The organism is uncultured Draconibacterium sp., assembly GCF_913060805.1.
In the GTDB taxonomy this organism is placed as follows: domain Bacteria; phylum Bacteroidota; class Bacteroidia; order Bacteroidales; family Prolixibacteraceae; genus Draconibacterium.
Window position 1 is genome coordinate 54,001 of sequence record NZ_CAJXTC010000004.1, and the last position, 15,995, is coordinate 69,995.

Consider the following 15,995-nt stretch of genomic DNA (forward strand, 5'->3'; position numbering starts at 1 on the left):
CAATAGCTAAAAATAAAAAAACGGGTAGTCAAAAAATGGCTACCCGTTTTCTGTTAAAAGCACCGGATTATTCCGACACTTCTGCTTTTTTCGGTTTATTATCTTCCGGTAAATTACCGGTCCATTTTTTTATCGAATAATTTATCCGGATGGTAATCATATACATTACCGGAGAAAGTAACAACGTTAAGAAAGTGGCAAAGGTAAGACCAAAAATTACGGTCCACGACATTGGCCCCCAGAAAGCTACACTCTCGCCGCCCAGGGTTATTTGCGGATCGAAACGCGAGTAAAGCGTAAAGAAGTTAAAGTTTAAACCAATGGCCAGCGGAAGCAAACCTAACACCGTTGTAATTGCGGTTAGCAATACCGGGCGTAAACGGGTTTTTCCGGCCTCTACCAGTGCGTCAATCTGCACTTGTTTTGGTAAGAAAGCTTTTTCAGAATAGCCCAGTTCTTCACGTTTTCGTTTTCGCGTCAGGTCAATGTAGTCAATCAATACAATACCGTTGTTCACCACAATTCCGGCTAGCGAAATAATTCCAATACCCGTCATAATTACTACAAATTCCATTTTAAAAATTCCCAAACCAAGGAAAACGCCAATGGTACTGAATACCACAGTTGCGATAATAATTGCCGGGCGGATAAACGAGTTAAACTGCGTAACCATAATAATCATGATCATGGCTATTGCAATAATCAGCGCATAAACAAGGAACTCCATACTTTCGGCCTGCTCTTGTTGCTCGCCCGAAAATTCGTAGGTGTAACCCTCCGGCATTTCATAGTCTTCAAGTAGTTGTGCAATACGGCCGTTAATTTCGTTGGCATTGTAGCCTTCAACAACTCCCGATGTAATGCTGATTACACGTTTATGATCAACACGACTGATTTTATCGTACGATGTTGAATATTTAAACGATGCCACCGACGAAATTGGAATTTTACTTCCGTTAACCGGAATTTTCTGGTTCATCAGAGTAGAAACATCGTTGCGGTATTTTTCATCCAAACGCACAAAAATATCGTATTCATCTTCCCCATCTTTAAACTGGCTGGCTTCGTAACCATAAATCGAGTTACGGAAAGCCATTGCAATTTGCTGCGTAGAAAGTTCGTACAAACGTGCCTGCTCGCGGTCAACCTCAATAAGCATTTCGGGCTGGTTGGTGTTGATGTTCAGTTGCAGCTCGTCAATTCCCGGAATGTTATCATCTTCAATTATTCGTAGAAAATCGTCGGTGATTCGTATCAACTGGTCGAACTCATCACCCGATACATCAATACTAACCGGATCGCCCGTTGGGGGACCCTGTTCATCTTTATCTACGAATATTTTTGCCCCAACAAAACCATCAAGGTTTTTGGCAATGTCCTGCATAACAATCGACGTGTTTATTCCATCGCGCAGTTTATACTCCACAAACGAAACCGATGTAAGCGACTTGTTCGGGCTTTCTTCGTTATTGCTGAACATGCCACCACTCATTCCAACTCCAACGTTGGTGGTAACCGATTTTACAATATGGTTAACCGGTTTAATGGTTTCTTTTATAATGTTTTCCACCTCGCGCGAAACTTCATCGGTTTTTTCAATTGAAGTTCCCAGTGGCAATTCCATGGTTACATAAACGGTTGTTGGATCGGTTTCGGGGAAGAATACCATTTTCGGGTTGCTGCCAAAATAGAAACCCACCGAAAACAGCAGCAACAGGAATGTTCCGCCAAAATAAATGTAAGGCCACGGACCGGTTAACGCGTGTTTCAACTGCTTGGTGTACATGTGCTCGAGCCATACCAAAAATTTGGTTTGGAACCAGCGTGCCACCGGACGTAAAACAAACAGGTTGGCCACCATTAAAAAGGCTACTGTTGCCAGAAGGTTTCCGAGTAAGAAAATTTTAGCTACGTAGAACAAAACTGAAATACCGGCAAAAATGGCTGCATTTCGCAACACCTTTTTTACGTTGGCTTTGGTGTTAATATCCTCTACTTTCATAAAGGATGAAATAAACGCTGGATTAATAATCAGCGCCACAAACAGCGACGAGGCAAGCACCACAATCAATGTTTGGGGAAGTATGCTCATGAACTCGCCAATTATTCCTTCCCAGGCCAGTAGCGGGAAAAAAGCAGCAAGTGTTGTTAATGTCGATGAAATAATTGGGAAGGCAATTTCGCTTACCCCTTGTTTGGTTGCTTTTTCTAAAGGATTGCCTTCGCTAAAGAGTCGGTACACATTTTCAACCACAACAATGGCGTTGTCTACCAACATCCCGAGTGCGAGAATCAATCCGTAAAGCACCATCGAGTTCAGCGTAATTCCACTTTGCTGCAGAATTACAAACGACAGGAACATGGACAACGGAATGGCCAAACCGGCAAATAGTGCGTTGCGGAAACCCAGGAACAGAAACAGTACAAAAGTTACCAGAATCATTCCGAGGATAATACTGTTCTCGAGGTTCGAAATGGTATCTTCAATGTAGTGGGTCATGTCGTCAGTAACCACCACATCAAGGTCTTTGGGAATTTGGCCGCGTGCTTTTAGCTGGTCAATTGCGTTGAGTACATTCTGAGATGCAGCAAGTATATTTTCGCCCGATTTTTTGGTAACCGACAAGGTAATTACCGGCTGGTCGTTCAGGCGGGCAATGGTTGCCTGCTCTTTATACCCGTCAACAACAGTTGCCACATCGCGAATATAAACCGGTTTCCCGCTGTTCACTTTTATAATGGTATTCGCAATCTGTTCGATACTGGTGTAATTGGCATCGGTACGAATGGTTCGGCGGGTTTGGTCAGCTGTAAACTGGCCTGCTCCCATACTGATATTTTCGAACTGAATGGCTAAAGCCACATCTTCAAAACTAAGTCCAACTGCATTGAGTTTATACGGATCTAAGTTGATCTGGATCTCGCGTTCTTCGATACCACGAATGTTGGCTTCCGAAATTTCCTTGAAACCTTCAAATTCGTCTTGCATTATTTCGGCGTACTTTTTCAGGTCGCGCATGTTGTACTCGCCCGAAACGTTTACGTTCATAATCGGGTATTCCGAAAGGTCGAAATCGGTTACATACGGATCGCTTGGAAGGTCGTTTGGTAATTCCGACTTTGCCTGGTCAACGCGGTCTTTGGTATCCTGCAATGCCTGTTTTATGGTAACATTTGTGTTGAACTCCACAATAATGGTACTCACATCCTGGTACGATGCCGACGTTACTTCTTTCACGCCTTTCAGCCCTTTCAGTTCTTTTTCAATAGGGCGGGTACACAGGTTTTCAATGTCAACCGGCGAGTTTCCGGGATACAAAGTTTGAATAAAAATGTACGGAACCACAATCTCGGGCATAGCCTCGCGCGGCATTTGCTGGTACGAGAAGATTCCGAATAAAACCAGCAGGGCCGTAAAAATATACACCGTGGTTTTATTCTTTAGCGCAAGAAACGTTGGTTGAAACTTACGCGTTATATCTGATTTATGTTTTTCAGTTTCTTTCTCCATTTTGAAGAATTTTTTGGTAGGTGTTTAATTGATTTTAACGGCTGTTCCGTTAACAACCTGGTTGTAGCCTTCAGAAATAACCTGTGTTCCGGCAGTCAGACCTTCAGTAATTTCGGTCATATTATTATTGCTAACACCAGGTGTTACATATACTTTTTTGGCTACATTTTCTCCGCTGTTATTTTCAACAATGTACAGGTAGTGGCCCTTAAAATCTTCCTTGATAAAAAGCGAAGGCACTACAATTGCCGATTCGTTTACATAGTCGCGCATTGAAAGAACCGAAACCAGGTTTGGTTTTATCATGTTTGTTGGATTGCCAATATTAATACGAACGCGGAACGTACGGTTATTCGGATCGATCGTGTTACCGATCTGGTTAATTTTTGCATCAACGGTTTTATCCAGCGCCGGGAAACGAATTTCAACATCGTCGCCACGGTGTACTTTGGTAATGTACGTTTCAGAAATATCGCCGTAAATTTTAATGTTGCTGGTATTAATTACCTTGGCAAATGGTGTTTGCGGACTTCCGATATTTCCTTTTTCCTGATACACGATATCAACCACCCCGTTTATTGGCGATTTAACTTCGGCCATTTCAATTTGGGTGTTCAGGCTGTTAATTCTTTTTTGCAAACTTTCTTTGCTGTTTTTGGCTTGCAGATATTCCATTTCGGAGCCAATATTCTGGTCCCAAAGGTTTTTCTGACGTTCGTAATTTGTTACGGCCAAATCCAGTTGTACCTGCAATTCTTCAACCGAACGTTCCAAAACATCGGTGTTCAGGCGGGCCAGAATTTGTCCCTTGCTTACATGTTCGCCTTCAGTTACCAAAACTTCTTTAATGATACCGGCCGATTCGGGACTTACATCCACATCCTGCTCGGCTTCAACTTTACCGGTAACTTCAATAAAGTGTTCAAACTTTTGGTTTTCAAGAGTGGTGGCTTTAATGTTAACCAGCTCTTCGGTTTCGTTGGCAGACAGCTCGGTTTCAAGCGTATGAATTTGCTGCTCGAGCGTGTGAACCTGCTGCTTTAATTCCTGCAATTGCTTACGTTTGGCGGCTTCGTCGGTAACGTTTGTGTTTCCGCAAGCCGAAACTATAAGTGCGGTTGTTAGAATGAATAGAATCTTTTTCATTGTATCTTATTTTTTGTTTTTCGTTTATAATGCGCCGGCGGCTTTTTTAAGATTTAGTTCGGCTTGCAGCAACGACATGGTTGAACTTACCAATTGTTGCGAAGTGGTTATGTACTGTGTTTCCTGCTGCGTGAGCTCGGCACTGCTAACCATACCGTTATTGAATTTAATTTGTGTTTTATCCAAAATACTTTTTGCCAGATCGCGGTTTTCGCGTGTATTTAAAAACTGTTCGCGTGCTGTTTCCATTTCTGCCGATGCTGTTAAATAATCTTTCTGAAGTGTGATTTCGGCGTAACGCATATCGTTTGCGGCTTTGTCGAGTTCAATACGGGCCTGCTGTACTTTTGCGCGTTTGTTTCCTGAATTGAAAATTGGAATGGAAGCCTGGAATCCAACAAGCGACGACGGGAACCACTCTTCTTTAAACAGGTTGGCCTTGTTGCCGTACGATGTTCTGGTGTAACTGTAAAATGCATCGAGGCGGGGAAGGTATGCTACTTTCTCCAAGCGGTACAATTTTTCAGAAACCTCGAAATTCGACTGGGCCAAACGATAATCAATGTGGTTGATCAAGTCGAGTTTTGTGGTATTCAGTTCCTGTACCAATGGCGACACAAAAATGTTGAGATCGTCGGTCAGCTCAATCTCTGTGTTAATATCGTAGCCCATGGTATATTTCAGAACTGTTTTGGCAATTATCAGTTCTCTCTCTGAGCGAATTACTTCGTTTTCGGCATTTTTCTGCAAAATCCTCAGCTGGTCAACATCCTGCTGCTCGCGAAAACCATTTTCGTAATACACCTTGGTTTCTTCGTACAAACGGGTGCTGTTGTCCAGACTTTCGAGCATTACCTCGCGATAGCGCTGGCTAATCAGTACCGTGTAGTAGGCTTGTGCCACTGCACTGCGAATATCGATTTCCGTTTTTTCGTTGGCTTGTTTTGCCAGGTTCAAATACAGTTCGGCCGAGCTAACGCCAACAATCCACGAGCCGTCGAAGATTTGTTGCGACACGCTGAATCCGAAATCGGCATTGAAGTCCTGCCCAAATTTTACCGGGATGTACGTGCCCGGGTCTCCTCCAAAAAACTCTCCGGGAAGCAACGAAACCGGCAGATTCAGGAAAGCGCTGTAATTGGCCGTTCCCGATACTTGCGGTAATCCCGTGGTGATGGTTTCCCAAACCTGTTTCTGGGCAATTGTCACATCTTGTTTCGTGTTAAACAAAACATACGAGTTTTGCATGGCATATTCTGTGGCCTGATCGAGCGAAAAGCTGGTGTTTTCTTCCTCCTGAGCTTTCAGCGACAGTCCCACAACGCACAAGAATAAAAACAAGATTAGTTGTTTAATTTGTTTCTTCATATTGAACTTTGTTTAGCTGTTTTTTATAATATTTTATTCCTTTTTCGGTGCAAATGGCATTCATGTGGTAATCCATCATGCTATCAAAAAATGCGAGCGAGTTTACTTCGTACTCCTCAAAAATTCCATAATCCGGGTTCATCGTGTACAACATTCTTCCCACCTGCAGTTTGGCAATTAGGTACGGATCAAGATCGGTGCGATACAGGTTTTGGGACATTCCCAGTTTCAGGTTGTCGATGGTGTTGGTAAATATTCGTTCGCGTTTTACTTCGTTAATCTTTTTATACAGTTCGGGATAATATTTTTTTAGATCCTTCTCAATGCCATTGTTGTAGAATTTGTAAATAAATGCCACGTGTTTACGAATGAGAAGAATGCTGTCGATGGCGTTTTTGTCATCCAGCTCTTTAAAAGTCTTTCCACTTTCTTCAATAAAAAACTCGATAACCTGGTTAACGAGATCTTCTTTATCGGTAAAATATTGGTAAAGGGTTTTTTTCGATATCCCGAATTCGGCTGCCACGGTATCCATGGTAACCGCACGTATGCCTTTCTTAAAATAAAGATGGCCCACGTTTTCTATGATGTATTTCTTTTTTTCTTCCACGCGGCAAAAGTATGCTTATTTTCTCAGGAAACTTTGACAGTGTAAAAAGTTTTTACACGACGGTGTGTTTAAACTTCCCAGTTATATAGACTTTTGAATTATAAAATAGTTACACAAAACTATTTTATTTATAAAAGTTTCCGTGGTTTTAATCGGTAAGTGGCGAATATCGACCAATAAACGCCGCGTATTCTATTGTGGAAAAAGAAAGGTTTTTGCGATGATAAGATCCTGGGGCCAGGTAATTTTTATGTTTTCGCGGTTGCCTTTAACCAAATGAATTTTATGTCCGGCATTTTCAAGCACCGACGCATCGTCGGTAAAATTTTCGTGATTCGCGAACTGATAGGCATCTTTTATATCGTTTACCTGAAATGTTTGTGGAGTTTGTACCAAAAAGTATTTGTTGCGATCGACGGCTTTATTGCCACTTTCATCGGAATAACGAATCGATTCCGACGGAGGAACAACCGGCAAAGCATTGCCCGATCTTTTGGCTTCGGTAAAACAGTGCTCGATGGTTTCTTTGGCAACAAGCGGACGAACGCCGTCGTGGATAAAAACAATACCGTCGTCACCGATTTGTGCCAGTCCGTTTTTTACCGATTGAAAACGGTTTTCGCCGCCAAAAGCAAGTTTGTAATTTGTAGTAAAAGAATGCTTGTGGCAAAGTTCTTTCCAATGTTCAACCTGTGTTTCGGGTAAAACCAGTACAAATTCAATGTTCGGATCGAAACGCAAAAAGGCCTCAAAAGTGTAGAGTAGAACAGGCTTCCCCTCAATTTCGAGAAACTGTTTAGGAACCGAGGCTCCCATACGGTTTCCGCTGCCACCTGCAACAATTAAAGCAAACTTTTTTAGCATCGGTACTGTTTTTTACATAAATTGAAATTTAAAAATAGTGCAAAATATTCTACTATGGAGAAAGTTCTTGGATTTTTAAAGCAGCTGGCAGAAAACAACAATCGCGAATGGTTTAACGACAACCGGAAATGGTATGAAGAGAGTCGAGAAAAAATACTTTTTCTTACCGATGTTCTGATTAATGAGATTGGCGAATTCGATCCGGCAGTGCGCGGCTTGCAACCCAAAGACTGTGTGTTTCGGATCTTCCGCGATGTACGTTTTTCGAAAGATAAACGCCCGTATAAAACCAATTTTGGCAGTTTTATTTGCAAAGGCGGCCGGAAAAGTATGAATCCGGGGTACTATTTTCATTTGGAGCCAGGTGGTTGTTTTATTGCCGGCGGAATTTATATGCCACCAGCGCCGGTGTTAAAATCGATAAGGAATTATGTGGCCGACCATGCCGAAGAATGGCTGGAAATTACCAACGAACCCGATTTTAAAAAACAATTTCCGGAAATGTATGGCGACAAATTAAAGTTGGCGCCAAAGGGTTTCCCGAAAGATCATGAGCACATCGAATTGCTGAAACACAAATCGTATATTTATTCAAAAACACTGGAAGAGAAGGTAGTAACCAGCGATAACTACATTAAAGAAGTGGTGCAGCTTTACGAGCAGCTTCAGCCGGTAAATGTATTTTTATACGAGGCCCTGGCAGAGTAATTATTTTTATTGCATCTTAATAAAGCTTGGCAGGGTTACTTTTTTCGGTTCTAAGGAATATTATAATATAAGACCCTTATTTTTTATCTTCCCGATTTCAATGAAATGCCCCGGTTGTTCTGACCGGGGTTCTTTTATTTATAACGGATCAATACTGAGGGGGTTAGCACCATATTTTGTTTTTCAAAATGGAAAGAATAATTACTTTTGCTGCCATTAAATATCAAATTCTTATAATTTAACGACTATGAAAAAAGTACTACTTGCAATGGCTTTTGTTGCATTTATGTTTTCTGTTAATGCCCAAAATGTACAGTTACACTACGATTTCGGTGAAGGCCGAAAAATGCTGACCTCAACAGTTGAGATGTTCCGTCCCGACAAATATGGATCAACATTCTTTTTCGTTGATATGGATTACGGTTCGGACGAGAGTGGCATCGACAATGGAATTTCGCTGGGTTACTGGGAAATTGCACGTGCTTTTAAATGGAGCGAAACGCAGAAGTATATGCCGCGTGTTGAATACAACGGTGGAGCAATGAGTATTGGCGAAGGCGTTTGGATTCCGATTGAAAACTGCTGGTTGGCCGGTGTGGAACGTACCTGGGCTTCGGCCGATTTTTCAAAAATTCTGACTTTGCAGGCCAACTACAAATACATCAAAGATAAAGAAGATGCAGCGTTTCAGTTAACAGCTGTATGGACCGTGCAAATGGCTGAAGGAAAAGTAACTTTCACAGGTTTTGCTGATTTCTGGAAAGAAGAAATGTTCTGGGGAACTGACTACCGTTTCTTAACCGAGCCACAATTGTGGTACAACCCATGTAAAAACTTCTCGTTTGGTACTGAGATTGAATTGAGCAACAACTTTGTTGGCGATGAATTTGCTGTGAAGCCAACACTGGCAGTGAAATACACATTCTAAAACCTGAATTATGATCGATAAATATTTTAATATCAGCGGCCGTGGTTCTTCTTTCAAAAAGGAGATCATTGGTGGGGCAACCACCTTTTTAACTATGGCCTACATCATTTTTGTAAACCCATCGATTTTGGGCGATGCAGGAATGGATAGAAATGCACTGATCACAGTTACGATTGTAGCCTCTCTTATTGGTACGCTTTTGGCTGGTGTTTGGGCAAAAGTGCCTTATGCAATGGCTCCGGGAATGGGATTGAATGCCTTTTTTACCTACACGCTTGTGTTGGGTGCCGGTGTTGACTGGCAGACAGCTCTTGGAGTGGTATTTATTTCGGGTGTAATATTTTTGGCGCTTACTGTTACCGGTATTCGAACCAAGATTATCCATACTATTCCGCTGGCACTGCGTTTAGCAACCGGAGCAGGTATTGGATTGTTTATCTCGTTCATCGGTTTTAAAAACATGGGACTGGTTGTTGCCAATCCTGCAACTTATGTTGGTTTAGGTGAGTTCACACCGACCTTGTTGATCGGTTTGGCCGGTTTACTTATTACTGCCATTTTGGAAGTGAAAAAAGTACGCGGCGGAATCTTCTACGGAATTATTATCACTACAATAATTGCGATAGTTGCCGGAGAAGTTCAGGCACCTGAATCGGTTGTTTCTATGCCTCCATCGATGAGTCCGCTTCTATTGAAACTGGATATTCTTTCGGCGCTTAGCCTGGGATTGATCGGTGCGATTTTCTCGTTTATGTTTGTCGACCTTTTTGATTCGGTAGGAACAATTGTAGCGTGTTCGTACGAAGCTGGTTTTGTGGATAAAGATGGTAAAGTAGAGAATGTTGACCGTATTCTGGAAGCTGATGCGATTGCAACTGTTGCCGGTACACTGTTGGGAACAAGTACAACAACAACTTATATCGAATCTGCTTCGGGTATCGCCAACGGTGCTAAAACAGGTTTTGCTTCTATTATTACAGCAGGTTTGTTCTTTTTGGCGTTGTTCTTTGCGCCACTTATTGGTATTGTGCCAAGTTACGCAACGGCACCTGCACTGGTAATCGTTGGGGTTTACATGTTCAAGAATATCAAACAAATTGATTTTGCCGATTTCTCTGAAGCTATCCCAGCTTTCCTGACCATTATTTTAATGCCATTAACATACAGTATTTCCATCGGTTTATCGTTTGGTTTTATCTCGTATGTTGTATTGAAAGCAGTAGCCGGTAAATCCAAAGAGGTTTCGTGGCTGATGTGGCTTATTGCCGTGTTATCAGTACTGAACCTGTGGTTTGGAGTATAAAATATTCTAATCAAAAAATAGTGAAAAGGATTGTCGGAGGGCAATCCTTTTTTTGTACTTTTATTTTGCAATGAGGCATTAGCTCAGCTGGTTCAGAGCATTACCTTGACAGGGTAGGGGTCACTGGTTCGAATCCAGTATGCCTCACAAAAAAAGGAAGCAATCGAAAAGAATGCTTCCTTTTTTACACCGTATATAGAGCTTTAATCTGTTACATGGTTCGTGCTAAAATAAGCCATTTCCTGAACGATCTTTCCATCATCGTTAAATGAATGAGAGAGCATTAACGGCATGGTTACTTTCTTTCCGCTTTCTTCGTCGGTGTAAGAATAATTCCACCACGAATAAACTACATAACCGGCGTTCAGTTGATAGTAAATACAATCGGGGTAGCCAACCTGCTCGAAGTGAATATCTTTCCGGGTGGCAAAATGTTCGGCAACATCTGCGGCTCTTTCTTCCAGGTTTTGGCTTATATCGAAGCCCCCGGCCAAACTGCTGAAAGTTGCATCTTCAGTAAAGAAATCTTTTAAGCCATCTACATCCTCGGCAGAGTAGGTGTTAAGCAATTTTCTTAAAGTGGCAATGTAAGGGTGGTTAATATAAACTTTTCCATTTTCGCGGGTAGTTTGTGCATCGCGAATATCTTCGAAAACATTATTGTTATAGTATTGAATAAAAGCTGCAATTTTTCCGTCGTCGTCAAAAGCGTATAAACAGTGCATCTGCAGATCTAAATTAATACCGGTTTTTTCATGTGTTCCGGTGAGCAATAGCCAGTCCTGAACCCACATTTTCCCGTCTTTGTATTCAATGGCATCGGGATACGCACCGGGTGAATCTTCAACATTAAAATTGGTAAAGTTGTTCTTCCAAAAATTCGTGTTTCCACTAAAATTATCGGCTGAGGTTTTCCAGTCGTTACCGTTTCGTACAATTACTACTGAGTCGGCAAAAAAGGTCCTCACTTTTTCGGTGTCGCCATTTTTAACGGCATCCCAAAAGGCTTTTGTTACGTCTATGGTTTCGTGTTCGTTAAACACGGTTCCATTTTTCTTTTGTGCGAATGATGTGGTTGCAATGAGGGTTACAATCAGCAATACAGCAAAATTTTTCATAATGTAATCTTTAGTTAATTGTTTAGAAAAATTCTGGCTATAAATCACTTAACTCAATTGGTATGTATATACAATTTACACAATACTGAATTAAAATGAAAATTATATTTGATATAAAGTGCAGAAATACAGCGTAATACAAGGTTTTTGAAGTGCTGTGATTTACATTCTGAGCAACTAAAAAGTTGATAATGAGTGCTATAAAAGAAATAAAGGTCCGAAAATATATGAATGAAAAATTAATCAATTTATTTTCAGACAACTAGCTTTATTCTGTCATTTACCTGAATTTGACACGCGACCAGGCTTATTTCCGATTTTTTAGTCCAACATTTTCCTTTATTTTTAGAGAGGTATTAAATCAACTGAACTATGTTAAACAATTCTCGAAGAAATTTTATAAAGACCTCCACTTTGGTGGGAGCCGGTTTACTATTCTTAACACCAAAAAGTTACGCCTTGGGGAAAATGCAAAATAATAACACATTGAAAGGAAAAAAAGTACTATTTGTTTATGGCGGCTGGAGTAGCCACGAGCCAAAACAATCGGTTGATGTTTTTGTGCCGTGGTTAAAAGCCGAAGGTGCAGAGGTTACCGTTTCGGATAGCTTGGATAGTTATTTGGATGAAGATTTGATGGGATCAGTTGATTTGATTATCCAAACCTGGACAATGGGAACCATTTCAAACGAACAGGAAAGAGGCCTCTTGAAAGCTATACGGAACGGAGCAGGCCTGGCCGGCTGGCACGGTGGAATTGGCGATTCATTCCGAAATAATCCGGAATACCAGTTTATGGTTGGCGGTCAGTGGGTAGCGCATCCAGGCGGAGTGATTGACTACTCGGTGCAAATCACGGATAAGAATGATCCTGTAACGAAAGGTTTAAGTAATTTCAGGATGCATTCGGAGCAGTACTACATGCACATCGATCCGAATGTAAAAGTGCTGGCAACAACAGAATTTACGTCAGAATATTCTTCGTGGATCGATGATTGTGTAATGCCGGTTGTTTGGAAAAAATATTACGGTAATGGTCGTGTGTTTTACAGTTCTGTGGGGCACGTTATGACTGATTTTGAAGTACCGGAAGCACTCGAAATTATGAAGCGAGGAATCCGTTGGGCAGCAGAAAGCAAATATGCTCCAAAAGAAAAATGGGTGAGTCCGGTTTATAAATAAACGTTAATTTCAAATATGAGTAACTTCAAACACATTCTTTTTATTCTGGTTTTATTTTTACTGTCGCATTCTGTTGAGGGCCAGAATAGTAACGCGCAAGCAAGATTTGAAACGGTTTTTGGACAAAAGAATTCAGCAGCTTTAACGATGTTAGTTGATTCGTTTGAATTAGCACTTCAGGAAAAATACGCGACAAATTTTGAGGAGGCTTTTCTAGCTTATCTTTCAGAGGTGTTAGCAGGCAAGAGACCTGAAGTCTGGCGGAATGAACAAAAGAATAAATTGGTAAGAAAGTACCTGGAGGATTCTGAGGTGTGGAATGAGATCTGGTTAAAGGCTGATTCTTCCTGGATGGAAGGAAACGATTGTTGTTGCAGGTATCGTTACAAAGATTTTACAACAGAGACGAGGTTAATTTCTGATGGCGACATTGATTCGTTCTGTGGCATTCTGCCTAATAAATATGGCTCATATTTCGATGCATTGAAAGCTGCTTCTGAATATGAAGAGAATGTTCGGGATTATCTCGAAGTCGTTGAAATAGCCGGGGTAATTTCTCCTACTTTATTGGCTTCAGGGTTATCTTTAGAGAATAAGGAATATTATCGTAATTACTTCGGGAAACGATTTCTTCTACTCGATATCTATTTAAGAGGCTACAGAAGCGAATAAAAAACCGCTCTTTTTCCAAAGAACGGTTTCCCAATATTTTTATAAAACGATTTATCCGTTTAATGCCTCGGCACCACTTACAATTTCCAGAATTTCTCCGGTGATTGATGCCTGGCGTGCTTTATTGTATTCCAAGGTAAGCGAACCAATCAAATCAGTAGCATTATCAGTTGCCTGGTGCATCGCCGTCATGCGGGCACCGTGCTCTGCAGCGTTCGAATCAAGTAAAGCCTTATAAAACTGAATTTTTAACGAACGTGGAATCAATTCCTCGATAATGTGCTCTTTCGATGGTTCGTAAATAAAATCGAAATTGCCATCGTCATCGCTATCCTCCATTTCAACCGGAAGAAATTGCTCGGCCGCTTGTTCCTGAACAGCCGCATTTTTAAACTGGTTGTATACCAATTCAATGCGGTCGTAATGTTTATCGGCAAAAGAATTCATACATTCTTCGGCAACTCTCAAGACATTCTCGAAAGTAAGCGAATCGAACAATTCATTTTCGTCGGCTACAACCTTATATCCGCGGTGTTTTAGCTGGCGTGCTCCCTGTTTCCCAATACACATAAAATCCAGGTTGCCTAATTGCAGTTGTTGTGCATATTTTGTGGTGGCTACTTCAACCGCTTTTTTAGAGATATTGCTGTTAAAACCACCACATAACCCACGATTCGACGATACCAAAATCAGAAGTACCTTTTTAGGTTCGCGATTTTGCGTGTAAACCGAGTCTTCAACATTTTCGAGGCTGGCACTCAACGACGTAAGAATCTCGTGCAGTTTTTCTGCATACGGTCTGATCTGCAAAATGGCATCCTGTGCTTTTTTTAACTTGGCAGCCGAAACCATTTTCATGGCACTGGTTACCTGCCGCGTGGTTTTTACCGATGCTATTCGAGTGCGTATTTCTTTTAATCCAGCCATTTTTAGTGAATGTGTTATTAAGTTAATGAGTTATTGAGGATGTACCTCATTTACCCATTCCCTCATTTACTCAATTACTATTTATATTTCTCTGCTGTTTCTGCAGCTACTTTTCTAATTGTCTCCTCAATTTCAGGAGTAAGTTTACCGGTTTTCAGCTCATCAAGAACAGGGCGGTGCGACATTTCCATTGTTTCCAGGAAGTCGGCTTCAAACTCTTTAACTTTATCGATCGGTACACTACGAAGCAGCTCGTTTGTTCCGCAATAAATGATAGCTGCCTGGTGCTCAACTTTTACCGGAGAATACTGACCTTGTTTCAGGATCTCCACGTTTTTACGTCCTTTATCGAGTACACGCATAGTAGCGGCATCAAGATCAGAACCAAACTTGGCAAATGCTTCCAGTTCGCGGAACTGTGCCTGGTCGAGTTTTAATGTACCCGAAATCTTTTTCATCGATTTGATCTGCGCACTACCACCAACACGCGATACCGAGATACCCACGTTAATCGCCGGACGAATACCCGAGTTAAACAGGTTCGACTCCAGGAAGATCTGTCCGTCGGTAATTGAAATTACGTTGGTTGGAATATATGCAGAAACGTCGCCGGCCTGCGTTTCAATAATAGGAAGTGCAGTTAACGAACCACCACCTTTTACTTTGTCTTTTAAACATTCCGGCAAGTCGTTCATGTCTTTTGCAACTTCATCCGATTCGATGATTTTTGCAGCACGTTCCAAAAGGCGTGAGTGCAAATAGAAAACGTCACCCGGATAAGCTTCGCGGCCCGGTGGACGACGAAGCAACAGCGACACCTCACGATACGAAACAGCTTGTTTCGAAAGATCATCGTAAATAATCAACGCGTGACGACCGGTATCGCGGAAATACTCGCCGATAGCAGCACCTGCATAAGGCGCGTAAAACTGCAATGCAGCAGGATCTGAAGCGGTTGCCGTTACAATAACCGAATAGGCCATTGCACCCGCTTTTTCAAGCGTAGCTGCGATGTTTGCAACAGTAGAACCTTTTTGTCCAACTGCTACATATATACAGTAAACAGGATTTCCCTGCTCGTAGAATTCACGTTGGTTAATAATGGTATCGATGGCTACTGCAGTTTTTCCTGTCTGACGGTCGCCAATGATCAACTCACGCTGACCACGGCCAATCGGAATCATTGCATCAACAGCTTTCAAACCTGTTTGCAACGGTTCTTTTACCGGCTGACGGAAAATTACACCAGGTGCTTTTCTTTCCAAAGGCATTTCGAAAAGTTCGCCACTTATTGCCCCTTTTCCATCAATTGCTTCACCAATGGTATTTACCACACGGCCAAGCAAGCCTTCGCCAACATTAATTGAAGCAATACGACGCGTACGTTTTACGGTATCACCTTCTTTAATTTCTTCTGTAGGACCTAAAAGTACAGCACCAACATTGTCTTCTTCAAGGTTCAATACAATGCCTTTCATTCCGTTTTCGAATTCGATCATCTCATTCGATTCCACGTTCGAAAGTCCGTAAATACGGGCAATGCCGTCGCCGACTTGCAGAACGGTACCAACTTCTTCGAGTTCGGCTACCGATTTAAATCCTTCGAGTTGTTGCTTTAGAATTGCAGATACTTCAGCAGGTTTTATATTAGCCATCTT

13 protein-coding genes and 1 tRNA gene are annotated in these 15,995 nt (G+C 41.7%); 6 read left to right on the forward strand and 8 right to left on the reverse strand.

All coding sequences use genetic code 11. From position 1 onward, the window contains the following. Positions 1-67 precede the first annotated feature (67 nt). The 5 genes from QZ576_RS03580 to QZ576_RS03600 form a co-directional block, all read right to left on the reverse strand. The gene (locus tag QZ576_RS03580; protein WP_297094139.1) at positions 68-3,511 is read right to left on the reverse strand and encodes an efflux RND transporter permease subunit; all 3,444 of its coding nucleotides are present in this window, start codon (positions 3,509-3,511) and stop codon (positions 68-70) included. A 24-nt stretch (positions 3,512-3,535) separates the two neighbouring features. Next, positions 3,536-4,657 carry an efflux RND transporter periplasmic adaptor subunit gene (locus tag QZ576_RS03585; protein ID WP_297094141.1) on the reverse strand — a complete coding sequence of 374 codons (1,122 nt, stop codon included), beginning with the start codon at positions 4,655-4,657 and terminating at the stop codon, positions 3,536-3,538. 24 nt (positions 4,658-4,681) lie between these two features. Next, a complete protein-coding gene (locus QZ576_RS03590) occupies positions 4,682-6,025 on the reverse strand; it encodes a TolC family protein (protein ID WP_297094143.1) in 1,344 nt (447 codons plus the stop codon). After that, complete coding sequence (locus QZ576_RS03595; protein ID WP_297094145.1) at positions 6,009-6,635, reverse strand: TetR/AcrR family transcriptional regulator; 627 nt, start codon at positions 6,633-6,635, stop codon at positions 6,009-6,011. Before QZ576_RS03595 ends, QZ576_RS03590 begins: the two co-directional genes overlap by 17 nt. Before the next feature lie 192 nt (positions 6,636-6,827). After that, entirely contained in the window at positions 6,828-7,499 is a 672-nt protein-coding gene (locus QZ576_RS03600) for a 2-C-methyl-D-erythritol 4-phosphate cytidylyltransferase (RefSeq protein ID WP_297094146.1), read from the reverse strand. A 54-nt stretch (positions 7,500-7,553) separates the two neighbouring features. Here QZ576_RS03600 and QZ576_RS03605 point away from each other — a divergent pair, with 54 nt between their 5' ends. The 4 genes from QZ576_RS03605 to QZ576_RS03620 all read left to right on the forward strand — a co-directional run bounded on the left by QZ576_RS03605 (position 7,554) and on the right by QZ576_RS03620 (position 10,585). After that, complete coding sequence (locus QZ576_RS03605; RefSeq protein WP_297094147.1) at positions 7,554-8,207, forward strand: DUF2461 domain-containing protein; 654 nt, start codon at positions 7,554-7,556, stop codon at positions 8,205-8,207. A gap of 247 nt (positions 8,208-8,454) precedes the next feature. Further along, complete coding sequence (locus QZ576_RS03610) at positions 8,455-9,135, forward strand: DUF5020 family protein (RefSeq protein ID WP_297094149.1); 681 nt, start codon at positions 8,455-8,457, stop codon at positions 9,133-9,135. Positions 9,136-9,145: 10 nt separating this feature from the next. Continuing rightward, entirely contained in the window at positions 9,146-10,438 is a 1,293-nt protein-coding gene (locus QZ576_RS03615; RefSeq protein ID WP_297094151.1) for an NCS2 family permease, read from the forward strand. Positions 10,439-10,510: 72 nt separating this feature from the next. After that, positions 10,511-10,585 (forward strand) — tRNA-Val (locus QZ576_RS03620). Between the two features lie 56 nt (positions 10,586-10,641). Here QZ576_RS03620 and QZ576_RS03625 read toward each other — a convergent pair. Further along, a complete protein-coding gene (locus QZ576_RS03625) occupies positions 10,642-11,556 on the reverse strand; it encodes a nuclear transport factor 2 family protein (RefSeq protein ID WP_297094153.1) in 915 nt (304 codons plus the stop codon). 372 nt (positions 11,557-11,928) lie between these two features. Here QZ576_RS03625 and QZ576_RS03630 point away from each other — a divergent pair, with 372 nt between their 5' ends. Both QZ576_RS03630 and QZ576_RS03635 read left to right on the forward strand, forming a co-directional pair. Then, a complete protein-coding gene (locus QZ576_RS03630) occupies positions 11,929-12,738 on the forward strand; it encodes a ThuA domain-containing protein (protein ID WP_297094155.1) in 810 nt (269 codons plus the stop codon). A 15-nt stretch (positions 12,739-12,753) separates the two neighbouring features. Then, positions 12,754-13,410: a hypothetical protein gene (locus QZ576_RS03635; RefSeq protein ID WP_297094157.1), complete on the forward strand. Its 657-nt coding sequence runs from the start codon at positions 12,754-12,756 to the stop codon at positions 13,408-13,410. A gap of 51 nt (positions 13,411-13,461) precedes the next feature. Here the strand turns inward: QZ576_RS03635 and atpG are convergent, their stop codons facing one another. Both atpG and atpA read right to left on the reverse strand, forming a co-directional pair. Continuing rightward, positions 13,462-14,337: an ATP synthase F1 subunit gamma gene (atpG, locus tag QZ576_RS03640; RefSeq protein ID WP_297094160.1), complete on the reverse strand. Its 876-nt coding sequence runs from the start codon at positions 14,335-14,337 to the stop codon at positions 13,462-13,464. Positions 14,338-14,414: 77 nt separating this feature from the next. Next, a complete protein-coding gene (atpA, locus tag QZ576_RS03645; RefSeq protein WP_297094162.1) occupies positions 14,415-15,992 on the reverse strand; it encodes a F0F1 ATP synthase subunit alpha in 1,578 nt (525 codons plus the stop codon). Positions 15,993-15,995 lie beyond the last annotated feature (3 nt).

Bases quoted from the DNA above. Each gene is read 5' to 3' on its own strand.
- QZ576_RS03580 (WP_297094139.1), bottom strand. From the start codon at position 3,511: ATGGAGAAAGAAACTGAAAAACATAAATCAGATATAACGCGTAAGTTT.
- QZ576_RS03635 (WP_297094157.1), top strand. From the start codon at position 12,754: ATGAGTAACTTCAAACACATTCTTTTTATTCTGGTTTTATTTTTACTG.
- QZ576_RS03615 (WP_297094151.1), top strand. From the start codon at position 9,146: ATGATCGATAAATATTTTAATATCAGCGGCCGTGGTTCTTCTTTCAAA.
- QZ576_RS03590 (WP_297094143.1), bottom strand. From the start codon at position 6,025: ATGAAGAAACAAATTAAACAACTAATCTTGTTTTTATTCTTGTGCGTT.
- QZ576_RS03625 (WP_297094153.1), bottom strand. From the start codon at position 11,556: ATGAAAAATTTTGCTGTATTGCTGATTGTAACCCTCATTGCAACCACA.
- atpG (WP_297094160.1), bottom strand. From the start codon at position 14,337: ATGGCTGGATTAAAAGAAATACGCACTCGAATAGCATCGGTAAAAACC.
- QZ576_RS03605 (WP_297094147.1), top strand. From the start codon at position 7,554: ATGGAGAAAGTTCTTGGATTTTTAAAGCAGCTGGCAGAAAACAACAAT.
- QZ576_RS03630 (WP_297094155.1), top strand. From the start codon at position 11,929: ATGTTAAACAATTCTCGAAGAAATTTTATAAAGACCTCCACTTTGGTG.
- QZ576_RS03600 (WP_297094146.1), bottom strand. From the start codon at position 7,499: ATGCTAAAAAAGTTTGCTTTAATTGTTGCAGGTGGCAGCGGAAACCGT.
- QZ576_RS03610 (WP_297094149.1), top strand. From the start codon at position 8,455: ATGAAAAAAGTACTACTTGCAATGGCTTTTGTTGCATTTATGTTTTCT.
- atpA (WP_297094162.1), bottom strand. From the start codon at position 15,992: ATGGCTAATATAAAACCTGCTGAAGTATCTGCAATTCTAAAGCAACAA.
- QZ576_RS03585 (WP_297094141.1), bottom strand. From the start codon at position 4,657: ATGAAAAAGATTCTATTCATTCTAACAACCGCACTTATAGTTTCGGCT.